Origin of the sequence: Kribbella sp. HUAS MG21 (assembly GCF_040254265.1) — a bacterium.
Lineage (GTDB): Bacteria > Actinomycetota > Actinomycetes > Propionibacteriales > Kribbellaceae > Kribbella.
Genome location: NZ_CP158165.1, coordinates 5,992,848 through 6,015,752, shown reverse-complemented (window position 1 = coordinate 6,015,752; position 22,905 = coordinate 5,992,848). Strand labels below are relative to the sequence as shown.

At 72.0% G+C, this 22,905-nt stretch carries 21 protein-coding genes; 9 read left to right on the top strand and 12 right to left on the bottom strand.

Annotation, left to right across the window (positions count from 1 at the left end):
- Positions 1 to 1,416: a DUF4832 domain-containing protein gene (locus tag ABN611_RS29095; RefSeq protein ID WP_350275437.1), complete on the top strand. Its 1,416-nt coding sequence runs from the start codon at positions 1 to 3 to the stop codon at positions 1,414 to 1,416.
- A 57-nt stretch (positions 1,417 to 1,473) separates the two neighbouring features.
- Here ABN611_RS29095 and ABN611_RS29090 read toward each other — a convergent pair whose 3' ends face one another.
- Entirely contained in the window at positions 1,474 to 2,391 is a 918-nt protein-coding gene (locus ABN611_RS29090) for an alpha/beta hydrolase (RefSeq protein ID WP_350275436.1), read from the bottom strand.
- Between the two features lie 101 nt (positions 2,392 to 2,492).
- Between ABN611_RS29090 and ABN611_RS29085 the strand changes: the two genes are divergently transcribed.
- From ABN611_RS29085 to ABN611_RS29070, 4 genes are all read left to right on the top strand, one after another.
- On the top strand, positions 2,493 to 3,332 hold the full coding sequence (locus ABN611_RS29085) for a helix-turn-helix transcriptional regulator (protein ID WP_350275435.1): 840 nt from the start codon (positions 2,493 to 2,495) through the stop codon (positions 3,330 to 3,332).
- A gap of 19 nt (positions 3,333 to 3,351) precedes the next feature.
- Positions 3,352 to 4,281: a nucleoside hydrolase gene (locus ABN611_RS29080; protein WP_350275434.1), complete on the top strand. Its 930-nt coding sequence runs from the start codon at positions 3,352 to 3,354 to the stop codon at positions 4,279 to 4,281.
- A 214-nt stretch (positions 4,282 to 4,495) separates the two neighbouring features.
- A complete protein-coding gene (locus ABN611_RS29075) occupies positions 4,496 to 5,083 on the top strand; it encodes an ATP-dependent Clp protease proteolytic subunit (protein WP_350275433.1) in 588 nt (195 codons plus the stop codon).
- A gap of 154 nt (positions 5,084 to 5,237) precedes the next feature.
- Entirely contained in the window at positions 5,238 to 5,669 is a 432-nt protein-coding gene (locus tag ABN611_RS29070; protein WP_350275432.1) for a VOC family protein, read from the top strand.
- On the opposite strand, the gene ABN611_RS29065 is transcribed toward ABN611_RS29070, so the two are convergent.
- From ABN611_RS29065 to ABN611_RS29055, 3 genes are read right to left on the bottom strand one after another with little or no spacing between them, the layout of a single operon-like run.
- On the bottom strand, positions 5,670 to 6,131 hold the full coding sequence (locus ABN611_RS29065; protein ID WP_350275431.1) for a hypothetical protein: 462 nt from the start codon (positions 6,129 to 6,131) through the stop codon (positions 5,670 to 5,672).
- A gap of 5 nt (positions 6,132 to 6,136) precedes the next feature.
- Positions 6,137 to 6,721: a sigma-70 family RNA polymerase sigma factor gene (locus ABN611_RS29060; RefSeq protein WP_350275430.1), complete on the bottom strand. Its 585-nt coding sequence runs from the start codon at positions 6,719 to 6,721 to the stop codon at positions 6,137 to 6,139.
- Positions 6,722 to 6,774: 53 nt separating this feature from the next.
- Positions 6,775 to 9,369: a CHAT domain-containing tetratricopeptide repeat protein gene (locus ABN611_RS29055; RefSeq protein WP_350275429.1), complete on the bottom strand. Its 2,595-nt coding sequence runs from the start codon at positions 9,367 to 9,369 to the stop codon at positions 6,775 to 6,777.
- A gap of 47 nt (positions 9,370 to 9,416) precedes the next feature.
- Here ABN611_RS29055 and ABN611_RS29050 point away from each other — a divergent pair, with 47 nt between their 5' ends.
- Entirely contained in the window at positions 9,417 to 10,688 is a 1,272-nt protein-coding gene (locus tag ABN611_RS29050) for a S8 family serine peptidase (protein ID WP_350275428.1), read from the top strand.
- 217 nt (positions 10,689 to 10,905) lie between these two features.
- Here ABN611_RS29050 and ABN611_RS29045 read toward each other — a convergent pair whose 3' ends face one another.
- The gene (locus ABN611_RS29045; protein ID WP_350275427.1) at positions 10,906 to 11,244 is read right to left on the bottom strand and encodes a hypothetical protein; all 339 of its coding nucleotides are present in this window, start codon (positions 11,242 to 11,244) and stop codon (positions 10,906 to 10,908) included.
- 222 nt (positions 11,245 to 11,466) lie between these two features.
- On the opposite strand from ABN611_RS29045, the gene ABN611_RS29040 reads away from it, so the two are divergent.
- Positions 11,467 to 12,912, top strand: a complete 1,446-nt coding sequence (locus ABN611_RS29040) for an alkaline phosphatase PhoX (protein ID WP_350275426.1) — start codon at positions 11,467 to 11,469, stop codon at positions 12,910 to 12,912.
- Here the strand turns inward: ABN611_RS29040 and ABN611_RS29035 are convergent.
- Complete coding sequence (locus tag ABN611_RS29035; RefSeq protein WP_350275425.1) at positions 12,881 to 13,987, bottom strand: serine hydrolase domain-containing protein; 1,107 nt, start codon at positions 13,985 to 13,987, stop codon at positions 12,881 to 12,883. The genes ABN611_RS29040 and ABN611_RS29035 overlap by 32 nt on opposite strands.
- A gap of 29 nt (positions 13,988 to 14,016) precedes the next feature.
- Between ABN611_RS29035 and ABN611_RS29030 the strand changes: the two genes are divergently transcribed.
- On the top strand, positions 14,017 to 14,643 hold the full coding sequence (locus tag ABN611_RS29030) for a TetR/AcrR family transcriptional regulator (RefSeq protein ID WP_350275424.1): 627 nt from the start codon (positions 14,017 to 14,019) through the stop codon (positions 14,641 to 14,643).
- Here the strand turns inward: ABN611_RS29030 and ABN611_RS29025 are convergent.
- From ABN611_RS29025 to ABN611_RS29005, 5 genes are read right to left on the bottom strand one after another with little or no spacing between them, the layout of a single operon-like run.
- On the bottom strand, positions 14,609 to 15,748 hold the full coding sequence (locus ABN611_RS29025) for an MFS transporter (protein WP_350275423.1): 1,140 nt from the start codon (positions 15,746 to 15,748) through the stop codon (positions 14,609 to 14,611). The genes ABN611_RS29030 and ABN611_RS29025 overlap by 35 nt on opposite strands.
- 43 nt (positions 15,749 to 15,791) lie before the next feature.
- Positions 15,792 to 16,049, bottom strand: a complete 258-nt coding sequence (locus ABN611_RS29020; RefSeq protein ID WP_350275422.1) for an HPr family phosphocarrier protein — start codon at positions 16,047 to 16,049, stop codon at positions 15,792 to 15,794.
- A 30-nt stretch (positions 16,050 to 16,079) separates the two neighbouring features.
- Positions 16,080 to 18,041 carry a fructose-specific PTS transporter subunit EIIC gene (locus tag ABN611_RS29015; RefSeq protein WP_350275421.1) on the bottom strand — a complete coding sequence of 654 codons (1,962 nt, stop codon included), beginning with the start codon at positions 18,039 to 18,041 and terminating at the stop codon, positions 16,080 to 16,082.
- A 20-nt stretch (positions 18,042 to 18,061) separates the two neighbouring features.
- The gene (locus ABN611_RS29010; RefSeq protein ID WP_350275420.1) at positions 18,062 to 19,021 is read right to left on the bottom strand and encodes a 1-phosphofructokinase; all 960 of its coding nucleotides are present in this window, start codon (positions 19,019 to 19,021) and stop codon (positions 18,062 to 18,064) included.
- A complete protein-coding gene (locus ABN611_RS29005; RefSeq protein WP_350275419.1) occupies positions 19,018 to 19,785 on the bottom strand; it encodes a DeoR/GlpR family DNA-binding transcription regulator in 768 nt (255 codons plus the stop codon). Before ABN611_RS29005 ends, ABN611_RS29010 begins: the two co-directional genes overlap by 4 nt.
- 128 nt (positions 19,786 to 19,913) lie before the next feature.
- On the opposite strand from ABN611_RS29005, the gene ABN611_RS29000 reads away from it, so the two are divergent.
- Positions 19,914 to 21,581 (top strand): putative PEP-binding protein, encoded by a 1,668-nt coding sequence (locus tag ABN611_RS29000; protein ID WP_350275418.1) that lies wholly within the window; start codon positions 19,914 to 19,916, stop codon positions 21,579 to 21,581.
- Here the strand turns inward: ABN611_RS29000 and ABN611_RS28995 are convergent, their stop codons facing one another.
- A complete protein-coding gene (locus ABN611_RS28995; protein ID WP_350275417.1) occupies positions 21,582 to 22,877 on the bottom strand; it encodes a BNR-4 repeat-containing protein in 1,296 nt (431 codons plus the stop codon).
- Positions 22,878 to 22,905: the final 28 nt, after the last annotated feature.

The following is a 22,905-nucleotide window of genomic DNA, read 5'->3' as shown; positions in this document are numbered from 1 at the left end:
ATGAGACGGCTTGTCACGGCCCTCGCGGCGATCGGCCTGCTACTGCCGACGCAGGCAGCCATGGCGCACGACGCACCACGCACGGCGACCCGCGGCTACACCACCTCCGACGAGGTGATCGCGAACCCCGAGCGCGGCTTCTACCACCACACGGAGACGCACTACCGCGCCGACGGCAAGGGCTACGTACCGCTCAATCTCACTACCTTGCGCAACTACCGCACCCAGGAGAACATCACGCAGATCCTCCGCGTGTTCTACCTGGAGAAGTTCGCGAGCCAGGACGTCATCGACGAGCAGTACCTCGACCTGGTCCGCGCCGACTTCGCCACCGCCCGCGCGGCCGGCATCAAGGTGATCGTGCGGTTCGCGTACGCCCTGCCCGGGGCCGGCTGGCCGCCGCCGACGCCGTACGGCGACGCGCCCGTCGCCCGGGTCCTGAAGCACATCCAGCAACTGACGCCGGTGCTGCGCCAGAACGTCGGCGTGATCGAGGTCGTCCAGTCGGGCTTCGTCGGGCTGTGGGGTGAGGGCTACTACACAGACCACTTCAGCAACCCGCAGGACCCGAGCCAGGTCTCGGACCAGAACTGGGCGGATCGCAAGGCCGTCGTCACGGCGCTGCTCGCGGCGCTGCCGAAGGACCGGACAGTCCAGGTGCGGACGCCGTACATGAAGCAGCGGATGTTCGGCGTGCCGACCGGGACCGCGGGCGCGCTGACCGCGGAGCAGGCGTACGACGGTTCGGCGCTGGCGCGGGTCGGCCACCACAACGACTGCTTCCTGGCCAGCCCGGACGACTTCGGGACCTACCTCAGCGACCCGATCGAGCTCGACAAGGATTTCGTTGCCCAGGACACCAACTACGTGCCGGAGGGCGGCGAGACCTGCAACGTCAACCCACCGCGGTCCGAGTGGGAGTCGGCATCGGCCGAGATGGCTCGCCTGCACTTCTCGTACCTGAACACCGACTACAACAAGGACGTGCTCGGCAGCTGGGGCGCGAACATCACGACCGCCCAGCAGAAGCTCGGCTACCGCTTCGCCCTCACCCAGAGCACCGTCACCACCAAGGCAAGCCCGCGCGGGACGGTACAGGTCGGTCTGCAGGTCCGCAACGACGGCTGGGCCGCGCCGTACAACACGCGCCGCGTGCAGCTGCTCTTCCAGAGCGACAAGCACACGTTCAAGGTCGACGTCCCCGCCGACCCGCGGCGCTGGGGAGCCGGTACGACGACCGACCTGAACTGGACGGTCGCCGCACCGCCCGTCCCCGGCAAGTACCGCGTACTACTCAACCTGCCGGACCCGCGGCTCTCCACGCAGCCCGAGTACTCGATCCGCCTCGCCAACACCGGCACCTGGCAGCCGGCCACCGGCTACAACGATCTCGGCCAGACGGTGACTGTCGGATAGCTCATCGGCAACGCCTGCCAGGCGCCGTACGGATGACACGGCGCCTGGCAGTCCGACTCAGGCGGCTCGGAGGGCGCCGTCGAAGAAGGTCGTCAGCTCGGCGACCGCGGGCGTGACGTACTCGTCGCGGTCGTAGAGGTCGACGTGCGTGGCGTTCTCGATCCAGCTGAACTGCTTCGGACCGCGCGCTTTCTGGAAGGCCTCGACACTCATCCACGCGGTGACGGCGTTGCGGCCGGCCATCATCAGCAGCGGCCGCGGTGCGATCAGGTGGACCGCGTGGAAGGCGTCGAAGGTGGCGATGTGGTCGACGCTGACCCACGGCAGGATCTTGGTGGAGCGCTCGTGCCGGCCGCGGGGCGTGCAGTAGTACTCCCAGCCCTCGTACACGTGCTGCCCGCCGGCGCGTGCGGCTTCCTCGGTCTCCGGGAAGAGCTTGAAGGTCTGTACGTCGTCCCCGCGCGCCTCCGCCGTACGAGCCGCGGCCGCGGCGGCGAGCAGTCCCTCGAAGACGGCCGGGTCTTGGGTCCCGTCGGCGCCGACCCGGAACTGCCGCGCGATGTCGGCCGCACTCACGGTGGCGAGCGCCTTGATCCGCGGGTCGGTGGCGGTGGCGACGAGTCCGTAGCCGCCTGACGCGCAGATGCCGAGGACTCCGATCCGCTCCGCGTCGACGTCCGCGCGGGTGGTCAGGTAGGAGACGGCCGCCTTCAGGTCCTCGACGCGCTGTGCCGGATCCTCGAGGCCGCGCGGGAGGCCTTCGCTCTCGCCCTGGTACGCGGCGTCGTACGCCAGCGTGACGAAGCCCTGCTCGGCGAGGCGCTGGGCGTAGAGGCCGGCGGCCTGCTCCTTCACACCGGTCCCGGGATGACCGACCACGATCGCCGGGCGCGGAGCGTCGTACTGCTGTTCGGGGAGGTAGACGTGTGCGGCGAGCTCCAGGCCGCCGCTGATGAAGTTCACGTTGGTTCGCATGTCTCAAAGCTCGTCGGTGCGGAGGCTGGGTTCCAGGGAGGGTTCTGCCTATGCAGGTCAGTACCAGGCACGAGGCTCGGTGACCACGCACACTAGGGGGCATGGACAACGAGCTCGGTGAGTTCCTGCGGTCGCGGCGTGCGGCGCTCGAACCGGCGCAGGTGGGTCTGCCGGACGACGGGCGGTTGCGGCGGGTGCCGGGACTGCGGCGGGAGGAGCTGGCACAGCTCGCGCACGTCAGCGTCGACTACATCGTCCGCCTGGAGCAGGGGCGGACGCGCCGGGTCTCGCGGCCGGTGCTCGACGCGCTGGCGGACGCGCTGCGGCTCGCGGCGGACGAACGCGAGTACCTGTTCACCGTCGCGGACGTAGCGCCCGCGCCGGCCCGCCGTCCCAGCCTGCCCGACGTGGCTCCCCAGTTGCGGCAACTCCTCGACCGGATGTACGACGTACCGGCGATGGTCCTGCACCGCGGCATGGCCGTGCTCGCCTGGAACCAGGGCGCCGCCGGGCTCCTCACCGACTTCGGTGCCCTGCCGCTCGAGCACCGCAACCTGATCCGCCTCACGTTCCTCGACGAACGCGTCCGCGCGCTGTACGACGACTGGCCGCGCGCCGCGCGCGAGTGCGTCGCCGTACTGCGGATGGAAGCCGGCCGCACACCCCACGATCCCGCGATCACGTCCCTCGTCGGCGAGCTGAGCGTGCGGGACGCCGACTTCCGGACCTGGTGGGCGACGCATCAGGTCCGTGGGCCGCGGCAACTCACCAAGACCTACAACCACCCGACCGCGGGCCGCCTCACCCTGGACGTGCAGCAGTTCACCGTCGACACGCACCCGGAGCAGCTGCTCGTCGCGTACACCGCCGAACCCGGCAGCCCGTCGTACGACGCGCTCCGCTTCCTGCTCCAGGTATCGGGCGAGTCCGTGCACGGCTGACGTCGGCATACTCGGGCGCATGGTGATCCCGCTGATCCTCGACTGCGATCCCGGCCACGACGATGCGATGGCGATCCTGCTCGCGGTTGCCGATCCTGCTGTCGACCTGCTCGCCGTGACGACGGTGGCCGGCAACCAGACCGTCGACAAGTGCACGCTGAACGCGCGTCGGGTGCTGTCCCTCGCCGGGGTTTCGTCGGTTCCGGTCGCGCAGGGTGCCGCGGTGCCGTTGGCGCGGCCGTTGCGGATCGCTGACGACGTGCACGGCGGGACCGGGCTGGATGGGCCGGTATTCGCCGGTGAGCCCGCAGTGCCGCTCTCGGCGTACTCCGCGCACGACGTGTTGGTCGACGTACTGCGCACCGGACCGGCGACGGTTGTCGCGACCGGGGCGTTGACGAACGTCGCGCGGCTGCTCATAGACGAGCCGGACGTGGCGTCGAACATCACCGAGATCGTGTGGATGGGCGGGTCCACCGAGCGCGGGAACATCGCGCCGCTCGCGGAGGCCAACGCGTACGTCGACCCGGAGGCGGCGGACGTGGTGGTGCGGTCGGGGGTGCCGTTCACGATGTGCGGGCTGAACGTCACGCATCAGGCGCTGGTGACGGAGGAGGTGCTCGCGCGGTTCGAGCGGATCGGGACGCCGTTGGCGCGGGTCTGTGCCGAGTGGATGACGTTCTTCGCGTCGACGTACCGGGAGCTGTTCGGGTTCGCGGCGCCGCCGTTGCACGATCCGGTCGCGGTGGCGCGGGTGATCGATCCGGCGGTTGTCGGCTGTGTCGACGCGAACCTGGTGATCGAGACCCGGGGCGAGTGGACGGCCGGCGCGACTGTTGTGGATCTGGACGGTTACACGGGGCGCCCGCCGAACGCGAAGGTCGCTGTCTCGCTCGATCAGCAGGCGTTCTGGGACCGGATGGTCGGGGCGGTGGCCGCGCTCGGCTGAGTCCGTCTGCTGACAGCGGAAGAGTGTTCTCTCCGACGCCTGGCTGCCGCAGGGTGGAGGTGTCGAAGGAGGACAGATGCACGTCGAGAAGCACCACAGGACCATCCAGCCGGTACTCGGGCCAGTGTCGAGCAGGCCTTGGCCGGAGATTCCCGGGCCGCCCGGAACGCCGGGACCGCCCGGGCCTGGGAGGCCTGGACCTGGGGAGCCCGGGGTGCCGGGGCCGGAGCGGGTGGTGCCGCAGCCGATCCTGCCGTCGTGGTACGAGCCTGCCTCGGTGAACGTCGAGCGGGAGGTGACTGACCGGTTGCTGGCCGAGCGGGTGGTACTGGTCGGCGGGCGGCTCGACGACGCGCTGGCGGGGCACGTCGCCGCGCAACTCCTGCTGCTGGATGCCCAGAGCAACGATCCGCTCGAGCTCCACCTGTCGTCCGCGGACGCCGACCTCGAGGCCGCGCTGTCGGTCGCCGCGGCGATCGACCTGATCAGCTCGCCCGTGCACGCCGTCGCGCGCGGCACAGTCCGCGGCCCCGCGATCGCCGTACTCGCCGCCGCCGCGCACCGCGAAGCCCACCGGCAAACGATGTTCGTCCTGTCCGCGCCCCGCTTCACCGCGACCGGCACCGCCGACGAACTCGCCGCCCTCGCCGACCAGCACGAACGCCAGTTCGCCCGGCTCCGCGACCTGCTGGCCCACGCCACCGGCCGCACCCCCGACGAGATCACCACCGACCTCACCACCGGCCGCGTCCTCGCCGCCGAAGACGCCCGAACCTACGGCCTGATCACCCACCTCCGCTGAGGCCCCGCCGGCATCTGCGACACCCGCCGGGGTCTCGGAACATGTCACGGCGTGTCTCGCGACCCCGCGGGCTGTCGCCGACGGGGATCCGCGCAGCGGAACGCGACATTCGCAGGCGGCGAGTGGGGCGCCGGGGTGCGGGAGGATGGGCGGTATGAGCGTTCTCGACTCCCCCATCCCCCGCTTCCATCTCGCGATGCCGGTCGACGACCTGGACGCGGCGCGGCGGTTCTACGGTGAGGTGCTCGGCCTCGAGCAGGGCCGCAGTTCCGACACCTGGATCGACTGGAACCTGCGCGGCCACCAGTTCGTCACGCACGTCGCGCCGGAGCGCGCGCGGCGGATCCACAACCCGGTCGACGGGCACGACGTTCCGGTGCCGCACTTCGGGCTGATCCTGACCGTCGAGGAGTTCCAGACGTTCGCGGAACGACTGAAGGCGGCCGGCACCGAGTTCGTGATCGAGCCGTACGTGCGCTTCCAGGGCCAGACCGGCGAGCAGTGGACGATGTTCTTCCTGGACCCGGCCGGGAACGCGCTGGAGTTCAAGGCGTTCGCCGACGACTCCCAGGTGTTCGCCGCCTGATCAGGGCGTGATCCAGCCGGTCAGGATCGTCGTACCGGACTGCGTCGTACACACCAGGCGGTACGGAACCGCCGGCGGCGGGCCGAGCACGAAGAACCCGAGTTCGTCGATGTCCGCCGTGGCGAGCTCGCCGCCGTCGCCGCGGGCCGTGACCGTGCCCACCTCGGGCGGGTCGAGCTGCCCGAGTACGGCGCCCGGTGTCAGCTCGACCTCGACGGTCCAGCCGTCCGAGGCGAAGGTGAGCGACCGCAGCACCGCACTCTCCGACCGGATCGCCAGCGCGTCCAGCGGATCCAGCGCGGAGTCGTAGGTGAGCGCGGCGAGCTCCGCGTCGATCGTTCGCCACGAGAACGCCGCCTTGCCGGCCTCGACGAACGCCGCCGGCACCTCGCCGGCGGCGGACAACGCCTCCCGCAGGGCCTTGATCAGCTTCTCGTCGTCGTGCCAGTCAGGATCGATCACGGGTCTCACCTCCTCGTCCGGTCGTCGGGTCCGTCGGCCGCGAGCATCGCCAGCGCCGGTGTCTGTCGCAGCCGGGTCAGGCAGCGCGCCCGGTTCGGTCCGATGCTGCCGATCGGCACCTGCAATCGCCGGCTGATCTCGTCGTACGGCGCCGGCGGGTCCTGCATCAGCAACGACAGCAGCAGCTGGCAGCGCCGGGACAGCTCGCCGAACGCGGTCCGCAGGATCGTGCCGCGTTCGTGCCGCAGCACCTCCTCCTCGGCGATCGCCTGTTCGGGGACGTCGGCGGACTCCGCGAGGTCGACCGGCTCGACCCGGCTGGACGCGCGGATCAGCCGGAAGCATTCGCGCTGCGTCGTGGTCGCGATCCAGCCCGGCAGCGCGGCCGGCTCGCGCAGGCCCGGCAGGTGCTCGACCAGCCGCAGCCACACGCTCTGCCCGACGTCGTCGATGTCGGGCGGCGCCAGCCGGTACCGCCGGCAGACCGAGTAGACGAGCGGGGCGTACCGCTCGACCAGCTCGTCCCACGCGCTCTTGTCGCCGTCCCTGGCCCGAGTGACCAGGTCGACGACGGTCGGATCGTCCCGCATGCCGTCCCCCTACCTCTTACTGATACAGAGCTGTCCGCCGGACCGCTGATACATCACGCGCCGAGGGCAACGAACGACCGTCCCGCGGCGTCCGCGACCGGATCCCCGCGCGCCTCCCGCCGGGCCGTCGCGAACGCCGCGGCGAGCGACTGTCCGTCCCGCAGTCCCTCGTGCACGGCCAGCATCAGCGGCGCCGTCGCCGGGTCGTTCACCGGTACGACGCTCGCGAGGATGCCGGCCGCACCGAGCGGGATCAGGCTGCTGCTCAACCCCAGCAGCTCGTCCGCACCGACCGGCTTCGCCAGCCCGGAGTCGCAGCTCGACAGGACCATCCGGTACGGCGCTCTGCGCAGCCGCTCGAAGTCGTACACGGTGAGCGGCCCGTCGTCCAGCCGCAGCGACGAGAACAACGGGCTGTCCGAACGGAACGTCCCGTGCGCGGCGACGTGCGCGATCCACGCGCCGTCGAGCGCCCGCAGTACCTTCTCCGCCGTGGCGTCGCCGTCCGCGAGCACGGTCGCGTCCGGGTACTGCTCGGCCAGCCGCAGCACCTCGGTGCGACCCGCCGACAACCCCGGCCCGAGCACCAGTACGACGCGCCGGTCCGACGGCGGCCGGAACCGTCGTGCGCGCAACCAGGCCGCCGCGGACGGCACCACGTTCACGGCCCGATCCGCCAGCGCCGGGACCAGCCCCCAGGGCAATGCCTGCAACCGCCCGGGCGGCACGACGACGACCTCGCGATCCCCCAGCAAGCCCTGCGCATCCCCGAGGATCGCCTGCCCGAGCCGCGTCCCCAGCACTTCCAGCGAAGGCCCTCGGTACGCCGCCCCGCGCGGACCACCGTGCGCAAGCCGGCGCAGGGTGAAGCGGGACCGCTCGACCTCGAGGGCCGCGGCGGCCAACGGACCCACCTCGTGCCGCGTCGTCCGGCCGTCCCGGACCACGACCGCATGCAGCACCCCGTCGACCTCGACCAGCTCGACCAGGACGGTCTCGCCCAGCTCGGCGATCAACTCGTCGACCGGCAGCCGCCGCACACCGCCGAGCGCCCCGCCCTCCGCACGCAGCGCCCGCTCGCGCACCGCCTTCTCCAACCGCCGCCGCTCCCGCTCCAGCGACGGATCCGGCGCCGCGTCCAACCGCCGTACGACGTCCCGCAACGCCGCCAGCTCCGCGACCAGCTGCTCGTCATTCGGGCGCCGCACCGGCGGCACGCCCAGCGCCGTCGCCCGCCACCGCTCGCCCCACTCCAGCAGCCGCCGCGGATCATCTCGCCGCAGCGCCTCCCGCAGAGCCAGCGCGGCCAGCTCGGCGCCCTGCCCGGTCGCCAGCGCCCGCAGCTCGGTGGCGCCCATTGTCAACCGATGCTCGTCCAACGCGTCCAGCCCACGCGCACACGCCGACAACATCGACCGGGTCTCGCCGCGCGCCTCGGCCCGCAAAGCCTTCCCCAGCCACGCCGCACTCCGCGCGATCGGCGGCGCGTCCTTGCTGTGCCGCCCAGCCAGGTCCAGCTGACGATCCGCGGTCCGCGAACGCCCGACGTCCAACGCCAGTCGCCCCGCCAGCAGATGCGCCGCCGACGACTCCGACGCGCCCAACGCGTCCAGCCGGCGCGCCACCGCGACCACCGCACGCAGCAGCCGCTCGCCACGCTCGCCCGACCGGTACCGCGCCTCCAGGACGACCATCGACGACCGCACCGACCACCACTCACGACCCTGCGCGGAGAACAACCGTCGCGCCCGCTCCGCCCGCTCCCGTGCGCCCGCCGGATCACCCGCGGCCAGCGCGGCCGTCGCCGCCGCGAACCACAGCTCGCCCCGCTTGGTCGCCGTACCCGCCCCGGACGCGATCGTCTGGTCCATCTCGGCCAGCGCCTCGGCGCTCAGCCCGGCCGCCAGCAGTACGCCGCAGCGGTCGATCGCCAGGTCCGGCCAGACGACCCCGACCGCCGCGAACCTCCGTCCCGCGTCGTCCAGGTACCGCAGTGCGGCCGGCAGGTCGCCCCGCGAATACGCCACCAGGCCGCGGTTCTGGCGCGCTTCGGCGTACTCGAATTCCTGGCCCGTCGCGGCGTACAACTTCTCGGCCACCGCGAAATCCGCGTCCGCCCGGCGGGTGCCTCCGAGAGCCAACTGGATGAAGCCGCGATAGTTCCGCGACCGGGCCTCCCACACCTGATCGCCCGACCGCCGCAACCGGGTGATTGCCGCCCGCAGGTCGTCCAGCGCCTCCCGATGCCGCCCGAGCACCAGCAGTACGTCGGCACGCCGCAGCAGCACCCGCCCCGTCAACGCGCCCCGACTGAGCTCGACCGCCCGGTCCAGCCGGGCCAGTCCCTCGCGGCTCCGGCCCGCTCGGCCGAGAGTCGCGCCCAACGTGGCAAGGACGTCCGCTTCGCGCTCCGACCGCCCGGACTGCTCCGCGAGCCGCAGCGCGGTCCGCAACTGCCGGACCGCCGTCGTCACGTCGCCGAGCTGGCGCAGACCGATGCCCCACGCCTGGTGCGCGATCGACGCCTCGACCGCCGCCGGGTCGGCGGCCAGTAAGGACCGCGCCGACGCGATCGCGTCGTGCGGGCGCGACAAGGCCAGCGGCAGCAGATTTTCCACCGCCCCGGCACTCCCCCCGGCCGTCGGCATTCTGGAATGATATCGGTCATTTCGCTGATCCAGGGGGACACGAGAACGTGGAAAATCAAACGAGCGAGCGGAAGTACCTCGCCCAGATCGCGCTGATCCTGGAGGCCTTCGGACGCGAGGTCGAGGTGTATCCGGAGGACTGGGAGAAGCGGCCGGAAGGCGCGGAGTACCTCTACCGGACCGGCGTGGTGCTGGTGCGCGACGAGGACGTCCAGCGGGTCGTCGAGCTGTTCCGCGGCGGTCAGCCGGCCGAGGGCGGGATCGGCGGCGTCACGCGGCTGCTGCTGCCGGACGAGGTCCCGCCGGACGCTCCCGAGGACCCTTCGCCCACCCAACGATTCCTGCAGTACGCCGACCTGCGCCTCGGCCGCGGCGTGGTCACGCCCGAGCACCTGTTCTACGTCTGTCCGAGCGTCAGCCCCTGCCCGGCCACGGAGCCCGAGGAGGTGCCGCCCGGTATCCCGCCGGACCCGGTGCTGCCGACGCCGTACCTGTCCGCGGGCGCGGCGGACGGTCGGGGGGTCAAGGTCGTCGTACTCGACGTCGGCTGGTCCGACGCGCCGGCGGCGTACTGGCTGAACGGGGTGACTGGCGACCCGGAGAACGCGTTCGACGGCTCCGGGCGGATCCGGCCGTACGCCGGGCACGGGACGTTCATCGCCGGCGTCCTGCGCGCGATCGCGCGCAACGTGGAGATCGTGGTGAAGAGCTACTTCACCACCGCGGGGGCGATGTGGGAGTTCGACCTCGCCGAAGCGCTGGACGAAGTCCTCGACCTCGCGCCGGACATCATCAGTCTGTCGGCGGGGACGCGGACCCGGTTCGACCTGCCGGCGCTCGGGCTGGACGTCTTCATCAAGACCCGGCTGAATCGCGTCAACGGCCTCACGCTGGTCGCGGCGGCGGGCAACGAGGCGAGCCGGGACTACTTCTGGCCGGCCGCGTTCCCGGAGGCCGTCGGTGTCGGCGCGCTCGCGGACAACGGCAAGGACCGCGCCGCGTTCAGCAACTTCGGCGGCTGGGTCGACGTGTACGCGCCGGGCGAGCACCTGGTGAACGCGTTCCTGACCGGCGACTACGAGTGCACCGAACCGCCGAACACCGGCCAGCTGCGGTCGTTCCAGGGCATGGCGCGCTGGAGCGGTACGTCGTTCGCGACGCCGCTCGTGGCGGGTCTGATCGCGGGCCGGATGTCGGTCACCGGTGAGAACGCCAAGCAGGCCGCCGACGCGCTGCTCGCCTTCGCGCTCACCCAGCCGGTGCCAGGCGTCGGGCCGGTCCTGCGAGCCACTGACGCGCTGGGGTCACTCCAGCCCTGACCAGTGCTGCCCACCTGCGGACGTCGTGGGTGGGCAGGAAGCTGAGCGCGGTGACGCGGTGCGGTCTCCGGTCTGACCTGCCGGGTACCGCACCGCGTCAGCCTCCCCCTCTACGCGCCCCCGCGTCGCCCTCCCCCTCTGCAGCGTCCCGAAGGCGTCCCCCACTTCTGCGGAGTCACCCTCGGCGCGGGTTGATACATCCGAGCCGGCAGAATTTTCAGCGGGCCGGCGGCGACGGGTTCTCGCAGAGGAACGGCGCCCGGTGACCGCCGGAGTGGTACGCGTACTGTTTGCCGCCGGCCTCGAGGATCGTCCGGTTCCCCGGCACCAGCGCCTGCGTGTAGCGCATGCCCGGCTCCGGGCAGCCGAGGCTGCCGTCCGGCCAGGTCACCTCCTCCGAACTCACCACCCTCACGTCGGCGGCGGCCACACCCAGCCGCTTGCTCAGGTCGGCCTTGGCCTGGTCGACGACCGTGCCGCCCGCACTGCCGCTCGGGGTGCCTGGGCTGCTCGGTTCGGGGCTGCTCGGTCCGGAGCCAGTACTGCTCGGCGTCATCGAGGGTTGTCCTCCTGTCGGGGATTCATTGCCACATGCAACCAGAACCACGGCCGCGACCAGCACGGCAACCACGCTGCGCATCACCATCACCTCCCACAGTAGACGCCGTACCGAACACATTCGTTGCAGATCATTTGTTCAAGTGGTGTTTCCCGGGAGTCAGTCCACGGCGTGAAGTATCTCGACTGCTCGGGAACCGCCTTTTCAAGGAGTCAACCCATGTCAGTCGATCGTCGTTCCGTCCTCCGAGGCGCCGCCGCCGGTGCCGCCGGAGTCGGGTTCACCACCGTCGGCGCCGTGCCGACGCTCGCCGAGGCCGCGCCGGCGTCGCACTCCGAGCGCGCGCCGTTCCCGCAGCACCGGCCCTTCCCGCCGCTGCTCGACGACCCGAAGGGCATCCTCGCGCTGCCGCCCGGGTTCAAGTACACGATCGTCACCCAGGCCGGCCAGACCAAGCTGAAGACCGGCCAGCCGACCCCGAACGCGCACGACGGCATGGCGGTCTTCGACGCCGGCCACGGCCGCTACCGGCTGATCCAGAACCACGAGATCAGCAGCAACGGCCCGCTCGGCGTCGCCCCGATCGAGGGCACCGTCTACGACAGCGGCGTCGGCGCGGCCGGCGGCTGCACGGTCATCGAGGTGGACCGCGACGGCACCAACCGCGGCGAGTGGGTCGCGATCTCCGGCACCCTGACGAACTGCGCCGGCGGCCACACCCCGTGGGGCACCTGGATGACGTGCGAGGAGACCGAGAACAAGGCCAACGGCACCACCCGGCTGAAGGACCACGGGTACGTGTTCGAGGTCTGGGCCGACGGCAAGACCGCGCACCCGGTGCCGCTCAAGGCGCTCGGCCGCTACGCCCACGAGGCGCTCGCGATCGACAGCGACCGGACGCACATCTACCTGTCCGAGGACGCCTCCGGCCCGAACGGCACCTTCTACCGCTGGACGGCGCCGCGCGGCTACAAGCTCGGCCCGCGCAGCTGGCAGGACCTGCAGAACAAGGACTTCGGCACCCTGGAGGCGCTGGCCATCCTCGGTGACGACGGCAAGCCGATCCCGGACGTCGCGTACCTGACCTCGGCCCAGCTGCTCCGCCCGTTCCGGGTGAAGTGGGTCCCGGTGCCGGACCGCGACGGCGCCACCACGTCGGTCCGCAAGCAGTTCACCGACGGCCAGATCACCCGCGGCAAGAAGTTCGAGGGCGTCTTCGGCACCGAGCAAGGCGTGTACGTCGTCAACTCGTACGCCGAGTCCGGTACGTCGGACCTCCCGGCCGACGCGGTCCCGCATGACGGCATGGTCTGGTTCTACAACTACGACGCCCAGACGATCCAGCTGGTCACCTACTTCCCGGAGAGCGCCATCGCGGACAGCGGCGACCCGGCGAAGTACGACGACTACAACTTCGACGGCCCGGACAACGTGACCGTGACTCCGTGGGGCTCGCTGATCCTGGCCGAGGACGGCAGCGCCAGCAGCCACGTGCTGAGCGCCACCCCGGGCGGACCGACGTACGCGATCGCCCGGAACATGCTGAACGACTCGGAGTTCTGCGGCCCGGCGTTCTCCGACGACGGCAAGGTGCTGTTCGTCAACATGCAGTCCCCCGGCATCACGTTCGCGATCACCGGCCCCTGGCGCGACTACCTCGGCTGAGCGCGTCGAGCAGCGTGTTCGGACGAGCATCGGGTCCGACGCGCACCTGGTTCATCAGGTAGGAGTAGGCGGTCTCGCGGCCCGGCCACCCGCCGTGCCGCGAGCCGCCGGCTCCGGCATGACCGAAAGCGTCCGGCGCGTCGCCCATCCGCCCGTCACCGGCCTGCAGTTCGAAGCCGGCGCCGTACACCATCGGCGTGCCCCAGTTCGGCTCCGTGCCGCGCCGGAGCTCCCGGCGGCCGAGCTCGACGGTCTGCGGCGTCAGCACGCGGACACCGTCCACCTCGCCGAGCAGCGACGCGTAGAACCGCGCCATCCCGCGCGCCGTCGCGTAACCGCCGACAGCGGGGAATCCGGCCGAGCGGTACTCGGCGCTGTTCCAGATCTTCTCCGCGCCCGGCACCCACAGCGGATTCGGCCGGTACAGCGCGGTCCACGGGCCGTCGACCAGGACGCCGTCCGGCGCCACCATCGTCGCGGCCCGCCAGTGCAGGTTCTCGGGCAGCCCGATCCACACCTCGAGCCCCAGCGGTACGGCGAACTCGTCCGCGAAGAACTGCCCGACGGTGCGGCCGTCAATCCGCCGTACCAGCTCGTCGAGCAGCCAGCCCCACGTGACCGGGTGGTAGAGGAATGCCGCCCCCGGCTCGGTCGCCGGCGCCTGCCCGGCAAGGTGTGCGGCCATCGCGTCGTGGTCGAACAGGTCGGCGTACCCGGCGTCGACCCACGGCAGCCGGGCCTGATGCGACAGCACCTCGGCCACCGTGATCTTGTCCTTGCCCTGGGCACCGAACTCCGGCCAGTAGCGGCTGACCGGATCGTCCGGTGCCAGCTGCCCGCGCTGCACGAGCAGCAACACGCACGCACTCGTCAGCCCCTTGGTCCCGGAGAACATCAGGTGCACGGTGTCGCGGTCCCAGGCCCGCCCGGTCTTCGGATCGGCCGTCCCGCCCCACAGGTCGACCACCAACTCACCCCGGTGGTACGCCGCGAACGCCGCCCCGGCCTCGCCGCGCTCGGCGAAGTTACGCTCGAACGCCTCGGCCACCTGCTCGTATCCCGCCGCTGTCCACATGAGCGATGATGGTACCGACCGTTCTTATCTTGGTCCAGCCCTCTAAGGTGGAGACCGGAGGTGGTGGCGCGATGCCGGTGAAGGCGGGCGAACGGCTGGATCCCGAGGCGACCCGGGCGCGGATCCTGAAGGCGGCGGCGGACGTGTTCGGCCGGCGCGGGATCCACGCGACCGGGATCAACGAGATCGTCGAGGCGGCCGGCGCCTCCAAGCTGACCATCTACCGGAACTTCGGCTCCAAGGAGGGCCTGGTCGAGGCCGTGCTCACCGACCGCACCCAGCGGGTGCGGGCCTGGCACCGCGAGGCCGTCGAGGCGGCGCCCGCGGGCCGCGGGCAGATCCTCGCGGTCTTCGACCTGATCGCGCAGTGGTACGCCGAAGCGGGGTTCCGCGGCTGCGCGATGATGAACGCGGCCACCGAGGACCGCGGCCAGGACGGCGCGCCGCGCCGGCTCGCGCAGGACCACCTCGCCTTCTACCGCGAGCTCTTCGAGCGCCTGCTGGCCGATGCCGGAGCGCGTGATCCACGGACGACGGCGCGGCAGCTGGTCGTCGTACTGGAAGGTGCGACGCTGATCAGTGCGGTCGACCGGGATCCGGGACTCGGCGCGGAGGCGCGGGTCATCGTGGAGACGCTGCTCGACGCGGCATTCTGAGCAGTACGACGACGCAGGCGACACCCGCACCGGCCGCCACCAGGAACGCCGCGCGGAACCCGGCCTGCTCGGCGACGAACCCGCCCGCCGGACCCGCGACGAGCACCCCGAGATCCCAGAACGAGGTCATCACACCCATCGACACACCGGGCCGCAGCCCCCGCACGCGATCCAGCGTCAGCGACACGCACGCCGGGTAGACCAAAGCCAGCCCGACCCCGGCCAGCGCCGTCGAGACACTCGCACCGACCGGCCCGCTCGCCAGCGCGATCCCGGTCAGCGCGACGATCTCCACGGCCACGGTCCAGGCCGCCACCACGCGGCCGCCGTACCGATCGACCAGCGGGCTGCCCGCGAAGCGCACCACGAGGAAGGCGGCCGCGAAGACCGCGAGGGCGAGGTCGTCGACGCCGATCGCGTCCGCGCGCAGCCGCAGTACCAGCAGGGCAGCCACGGTGCCGTAACAGTAGGCCGCCAGGCCGATGATTGCTCCGGGCAACGGTACGCCGACCGGCACCAGGTCCCGGACGCCGCGGATCCGGACCAGCGGCTCGGGCCGGCTGCGATCGGAGCGCGTCGTCAGCACCAGCAGCACCGACACGAACGACAACCCGACGACGACCCACCAGACCGTAGAGCTGCCGTCGGCGTCGACCAGCGTGGCGATCACCGGGCCGCCGGCCAACCCGCCCCACATCGACAGTCCGAACCATCCGGCCAGCCGGCCACGCTGTGCCATCCGCGCTCCGGTCAGCACCCACGGCAGCGCGGCCGAGAACAACGCCGCCTCCCCCGCGCCCATCACGAGACGAGCGACCAGCAGGACCCACAGCTCCGGCGCCAGTAGTTGCCCCAGGCCCCCAATCGCGGCGAGCACACCCCCGGCCAGCACCACCGGCCGCGACCGGCCCGCATCCGCGAGCCACCCGGCGAACGGCCGCGCCGCCGCCGTCGCCAGGAACGCGATCCCGACCGCGGTCCCACTCGCCAGCGCCCCGCCGCCGAACGTCGCCGGCACGTACGACGGCAACGCCTGCAACGCCGCCCCGAACGCGAGGTACCCGCACAGCACCGCCACCCACAACCGCCGGACCGGAACCGTCATGGACTAGATGATACCGATTGGTACCATCTACTCCAGGCGGTGCTCAGGCGTCGAGATCGGTGGCGACCAGGTCGGCTACCTTGCGGAGCAGCGCCTCGTCGTCGCAGGCCACGGTGACCTGGTCGCCGTACTTCGCGCCCAGCGTCATGATGAGCAAGGCCGATCCGGCGTCGACCGGCACGCCGCCGTTCGTCGCGAGCGTGACCGGTACGCCGGACTCGGTGACGGCGGCCGCGATGACAGCTGCCGGGCGGGCGTGCAGGCCGACGGAGGAACCGACGGCGATCGTCGTACTGGGCATCGGAGTGTCCTTTCAGAAACGGGTGGGTGGTCAGGCCGCGACAGCGGCCGGCGACCGGTCGGGAGCGGCCTTGCGGCCGAGTTGCTTGGCGATCGACACCGCGAGCGCGCCGACCACGGCACCGGCCGCCAGGGCCAGCACGAAGACGGCGATGTGGCCGACCGCGAAGAACACGAAGATGCCGCCGTGCGGCGCGGACAGCGTCACGCCGCCGCTCATCACCACGGCACCGGTGAGCGCCGATCCGAGCATGATCGACGGGATGACGCGCAGCGGATCGGCCGCCGCGAACGGGATCGCGCCCTCGGTGATGAACGATGCCCCGAGCAACCATGCGGCCTTGCCGTTCTCCCGCTCGGCGGTGCTGAACAGCTTCGGCCGGACGGCGGTCGCGAGGGCGAGCGCCAGCGGCGGAACCATGCCGGCCGCCATCACCGCCGCCATCACCTTTAGCGAGGCCGGGTTGTCGACGGACAGGCCGGCGGTGGCGAACGCGTACGCCGCCTTGTTCACCGGACCGCCCATGTCGAAGGCCATCATCAGGCCGAGCACGATGCCGAGCACGATCGCGGACGAACCGGACAGCCCGTTCAGCCAGCTCTCCAGGCCGGACGTCACCGCGGCGAGCGGCCGGCCGAGGACCAGGAACATCAGACCGCCCGCGAACAACGTCGCCCCGAGCGGGATCACGACCACCGGCATCAGCCCGCGGCCCCAGGCCGGGATCTTCAGCCGGCTGATCCAGAGCGCCGCGAAGCCGGCCAGCAGGCCGCCGACGATGCCCCCGATGAACCCGGCGCCGACCGTCGTCGCGACCACGCCGACCGTGAAGCCCGGCGCGATCCCGGGCCGGTCGGCGATCGCGAACGCGATGTAACCGGCCAGGGCGGGCACCAGGAAGCCGAACGCGAGCGCGCCGAGGCTGAACAGCACCGCACCGAGGTACTGGTCGAGGCCACCGTCCGGCAACTGCGCCAGCGAGTTCTTCGTGACGATCTCGGTGGCCGACGCGTTGATCCGGTACCCGCCGAACAGGAAGCCGAGCGCGATCAGCAGGCCGCCGGCCGCGACGAACGGGATCATGTAGCTCACCCCGGTCAGCAGGATCTGCCGCAGCCGCACCGCCCACGACACGTCCCCGGTGCGGGCGTCCTTCCGCGGTGCCGACGTACGGTGCTGGTCGGCCTCGACGCGTGGGCTGTTCGGGTCCTCGGCGGCCGCGAGCGCGTCGGCGACCATCGCGTCCGGCTCGTTGATCGCCCGCTTCACACCGGACGCCACCACAGGCTTGCCGGCGAAGCGGCCACGGTCCTTCACGCCGACGTCGGTCGCGAAGATGACCGCCTCGGCGGCCGCGATCGTGTCCGCGGACAGCGGCGTCGAAGCGCCCGAGCCCTGGGTCTCCACGTGAACTGTGACGCCCGCGCGCTCACCGGCGGCCACGAGCGAGTCCGCCGCCATGTACGTGTGCGCAATCCCGGTCGGACAAGCCGTCACAGCAACAAGCTGCCGCCCGCTCGCCATCGCCGTCGGTTGCTCGGTCGGGGTGACGGCTTCCTGGACCAGGGTGACCACGTCGGCGGGCGATGCCGCCGCACGCAGCGCGGCCGTGAACTCCGGCTTCACCAGCGACCGAGCGAGCGCGGTGAGCAGCGTCAGGTGATCGGCGTCCCCACCAGCGGGCGCCGCGATCAGGAAGACGAGGTCGGCGGGCCCGTCCGGCGCACCGAAGTCCACTCCGGGCGTCAACCGTGCGAACGCCAGCGTCGGCTCGGTCACGTACTTCGACCGGCAGTGCGGGATGCCGATACCGCCGGGCAGGCCGGTCGCCGCCTGACCCTCGCGGGCCAGCGCGTCGCCGTACAAGCCGTCGACCTCGGTGGCGCGACCTGCCGCCACCACCAGCGACGCCAGCCGGCGGATCACGTCGTGCGACGTACTGCCGAGATTCTCGTCGAGGACGACGAGCTCGGCCTGGATGATCTGGGACATGAGGGTTCCTCTCGGCGCCGTCAGGAGGTGACGGAGCGGGAAGCCAGGGCGACGACACTGACGCCCTCAGGACGGAGATCGCCCGGCCGCGGCATCGCGGACCCGGCGAGCTGGACGGCGGCGGCACCGAAGGCGACCGCCTGACGCAACCGTTCGGCCGGCCCGGCGCCGGCCGACTCGGCGAGCAGGTAGCCGGCGAGCGTGGCGTCACCGGCGCCGACTGTGTTGACCGGCACGACGGTCCCGGCCTGACCGAAGTACGCCGAACCTTCGCCGTCGACCAGCACCGCGCCGTGCCGCCCGAGCGTCGCGAGGACGGCGCCGGCGCCGCGCGCGACCAGCGCCCGGGCGGCGTCGGCCACGAACCCGGGATCGGCCTCGAGCCGGGAGACGTCGAACCCGGTGAGCTCGGCGAGCTCCTCCGCGTTCGGCTTGAGCAGCTCCGGCAGGACCGGACCGGCCGCGACGGCCCGCAGCGGCTCGCCGGAAGTGTCGACAGCGACCGCACATCCCTGCGCGCGCAGTGCCTCGACCAGAGCGACGTACCAGTCGGCCGGCACACCGGGCGGCAGCGAGCCGGACAGGACCGCCCAGCGAGCGCCCGCGGCCTGTTCGAGTACGGCGGCAACCAAGGCGTCGAGCACCACCGGACCGAGCGATGTGCCGGCCTCGTTGAGCTTGGTCGTCGTGCCGTCGGGCTCGACCACCGTGACGTTGACCCGCACCGGATGCGGTACGTCGACCGCGCGGTAGGCGACCGACTGGTCGCGCAAGGCGGCCAGCATCCGGTCGTCGGTCCCCGCGGGCAGGACCGCGACCACCGGGGCGCCCGCGGCGGTGAGTGCGCGAGCGACGTTCACGCCCTTGCCACCGGGCTCGCTGCGCACGGACACGGCCCGCTGGACCTCACCCCGGCGCAGCTCACCGGCGAGCTCGATCGTCCGGTCGACGCTCGGGTTCGCGGTCAGCGTGACGATCATGCGACCACCACCTCGACCTCCCGCCGCTCGAGCTCGCGGACCACCGCGGGGTCGATGCCGTCGTCGGTGACCAGGACGTCGACGTCGTCGAGCGACGCGAACCGCACCAGGTGCTCGCGGCCGATCTTCGACGAGTCGGCCACCACGGCGACCTGATGGGCGGCGGCGACCATCGCCCGTTTCACCGCAGCCTCGTCCGGGTCCGGGGTGGTGAGGCCGTGGTCGACCGTGAGCGCGTTCGTGCCGACGAAGGCCAGGTCGACCCGCAGATCGGCGAGCGCCCGGACCGCCTGGTCGCCGACCGCCGCCTGGGTCTCGCCCCGGACCCGGCCACCGAGCAGGTGCAGCCGGATGCTGCCCGAGCCGCCGAGCCGCGCCGCGATCGGGACCGAGTTGGTCACCACGACCAGCTGACGGTCCACCGGGAGCAGCGAAGCGATCCGCGCGGTCGTCGTACCGGCGTCGAGCAGGATGCTGCCGTCGCTGCCGGGGAGCAACTCGATCGCGGCCTTGGCGATCCGGTCCTTCTGGTCCGCGCTGGTGGCGTCGCGCTCGGCGATCCCGGGCTCGATCACGGTCAACGCGGTGGTGGAGACGGCGCCGCCGTGCACGCGCCGCAGCAGGCCGGACCGCTCGAGCTGGGCGAGGTCGCGGCGCACGGTCTCGGTGGTGACGCCGAGGTCCGCGGCGATACCGCTGACCGTCACCCGGCCCTGCTCGCGGACCTTGCCCACGATCGCCGCTTGCCGCTCGTCCGCGTACATCTCGACTCCCGATCTGTGTTTCGTTGGGATTTGGTGTTGTTTCCGTTGGTTTTACGCCCGGTCTATTGACATGTCAAGAGGTCAGTTCGTAACGTCCTGGCAATCCGCCGGACGCAGAGGACCTGCCGATGAACAACCCCACAGCCACCGTCTGGAAAGGCGTTCCGGTCGTACCGGGCGTCGGTTACGGCCCGGTGATCCGCCCGGAGCCGCGGCCGCCCGTCCCGGCGCCGGTCACCGTCGCCGAGGCCGACCGCGACACCGAGATCGCCCGGTACGACGCCGCGGCCGCAACGGTCGCCGCGCGCCTCACCGAACGCGCCGCACTCGCCTCGGGTGCGGCGGCCGAGGTGCTGAGCGCGACCGCCGACCTGGCCCGCGACCGCGGGCTGAGCGCCGCCGCGGCCCAGCGGATCCGGACCGGCACCGACGCGGTGCACGCGTGTGCGGAGGCCACCGATCAGTTCGCCGCGCTGTTCACCCAGCTCGGCGGCCTGATGGCCGAGCGCGTCACCGACCTGCACGACATCCGCGACCGGATCGTCGCGGAGCTCACCGGCGCCCCGGAGCCCGGCGTACCGCGGCCGACGGAGCCGTCGGTCCTCGTCGCCGACGACCTCGCCCCGGCGGACACGGCCGGCCTCGACGAGCGCACGGTCGCCCTCGTGACCCGGCTCGGCGGACCGACCAGCCACACCGCGATCATCGCCCGCCAGCTCGGCATCCCCTGCGTCGTCGCGGTGACCGACCTGCCGGAGATCCCGACGGGTACGCCGGTTCTGGTGAACGGCGAGACCGGTGAGATCCTCGTCCGCCCCGACGAGCTCGCGGCCCACGCCGCCGTCCGGGCTTCGGCCGAGCAACGCTCCGCGACCAGCGCGTGGCGCGGTCCAGGCCGCACGGCCGACGGCCACCCGGTCGGCATCCTCGCGAACGTCCAGGACGGCGCGTCCGCACAGCAGGCCGCCGGCAGCCAGGCCGAAGGTGTGGGGCTGTTCCGGACCGAGCTCGCCTTCCTCAACCGCGAGACCGAGCCGGGCGTCGACGAGCAGGCCGAGCTGTATGCCGCCGTACTGCGGGCCTTCACCGGCCGCAAGGTCGTCGTACGCACGCTGGACGCCGGCTCGGACAAGCCGCTGGCCTTCACCGGCACCGCGGCGGAGCCGAACCCGGCGCTGGGCGTCCGCGGCCTGCGGATCGCGTTCGACGACCCCGGCATCCTGGACCGTCAGCTGGACGCGATCGCCCGCGCGGCCGAGCAGACCGGCGAACAGCCCTGGGTGATGGCGCCGATGGTCTCGACCGTCGCCGACGCCCGGTTCTTCGCCGAGCGGGCCCGGGCGCGCGGCCTGGTCGCCGGCGTGATGGTCGAGGTGCCCGCGGTGGCCCTGCTGGCCGATCGCGTGCTCGAGCACGTCGACTTCCTGTCGATCGGCACCAACGACCTGACGCAGTACACGATGGCCGCCGACCGCCTCTCCCCCGGACTCGCCACCCTGACCGACCCGTGGCAGCCGGCGCACCTCGCGCTGGTCGCGCAGGTGGCGCGGGCCGGGACCGCTGCGGGCAAACCGGTCGGAGTCTGTGGCGAGGCGGCCGCGGACCCGCTGCTGGCCTGCGTCCTGGTCGGCCTCGGCATCACCTCGTTGTCAGCGGCAACGGCTGCGCTGCCCGCGGTCGGCGCGCGGCTCGCGACGGTGTCTCTGGACCTGTGCCGTACGGCGGCCGCCGTAGCCCTCGCCGCCGACGACCCGGGCGCGGCGCGAGAAGCCGCGCGAACCGCGCTGCAGGCGTAGTCACCTGAGACGGTCGAGCAGGACCACCTCGCAGTCGTAGTGCTGCGAGGCGGTCATCGTGCCGCGGAACCAGAGCAGCGGAATCCGGCGGGGGTCGCCGGGCGCGACGATCGGGCGGAGGTTGTCGACGGCCGAGCTCTCGGTGACCGGCATCCACGTCCAGCTCGCGCCGCCGTCCGACGTACGGGCATGGAAGATCTCGTGGTGCTCCAGCGCGCTGCCGTCGCGGGGGTCGATCGGCGTCGAGACGTAGAGCGAGTGGAGGTCGTACGGGTCGATCGCGACGAGGCCGGTGTAGTCGTTCTCGTGCGGGAGGAGGCCGTGGCCGGCCTTCGCCAGTTGGTGCACCTGCCAGGTCCCGCCGGGCGCGAGGAGGGCGTAGAAGAAGCGGTGGTCCGGCACCGGATGGAGACGCGCGAAGGCGTCCTCGGGTTGGTTCGGGGTGTCACAGCGGGCCAGCAGGACCGCGGCGAGCGTGCCGTCGTCGGCGCGGCGGATGTCGACCGTCCAGCAGTGCGTCATCGGTTCGCCGTCCCAGACCGAGTCGGCGGCGAGGACCGTGGTGAGTTCCACCTGCGAGGGCGCGTCGGCGTCGAGCGCGATCTCGTCCACGACGGTGCCGTCGGTGCGGTGCAGCGCGCCGGCCTCCAGATAGCCGTGGTAGATCGAGTTGTTGTAGTCGCGCGGGTGGTGGTCGGTCGTGATCAGGTCGATGCGTGACGGAGTGGAGACGTAGCGGGTGTAGCCGTTGACGTAGCCGACCTTCGGGCGGGTGAAGAGCTTCCCGGCGTACGTCCACGTGTCGCCGTCGTCGTCGGACACCAGCGCACACGGGTCGTCGTTCACCGCCCGCGCGAAGCAGTACAGCCGGCCGTCGAGCTCGTGCAGGTTCGAGTACGTGACACCGCGACCGCCGGTGAACTCGCTCCAGTCGAACGTCCGCTCCGGGCCCCACTTGCGCGGGTCGCCCGGCTCGCTCACCCGCCAGCGCGTCAGGTCGTCGGTCTTGTGCTTGGTGTAGACGGCCAGCCAGCGGCCGTCGCGCCGCCGCCACAACGCCGGGACATCGTGGTCGTCGGCCTCGAACCGCTCATGCAGTACGACGACCTCGGCCGCCCCGGATCGCAGGTCGACGACCGTCAGCTCGACGTTGCCCGCGCGGCCGGCGCCGCCGGGTCCTTCGGGCGCCGCGATCGACCCGACGACGAGGACGCCGCCGTCCGGGTCGACCACCGCCCGCTCGTCCTGGAACCAGCACCAAGCACCGTTGTCGTTGATCACCCGAGCCGCTGTCATGGCCACTCAGTGTGTCAGGGACGGCCAC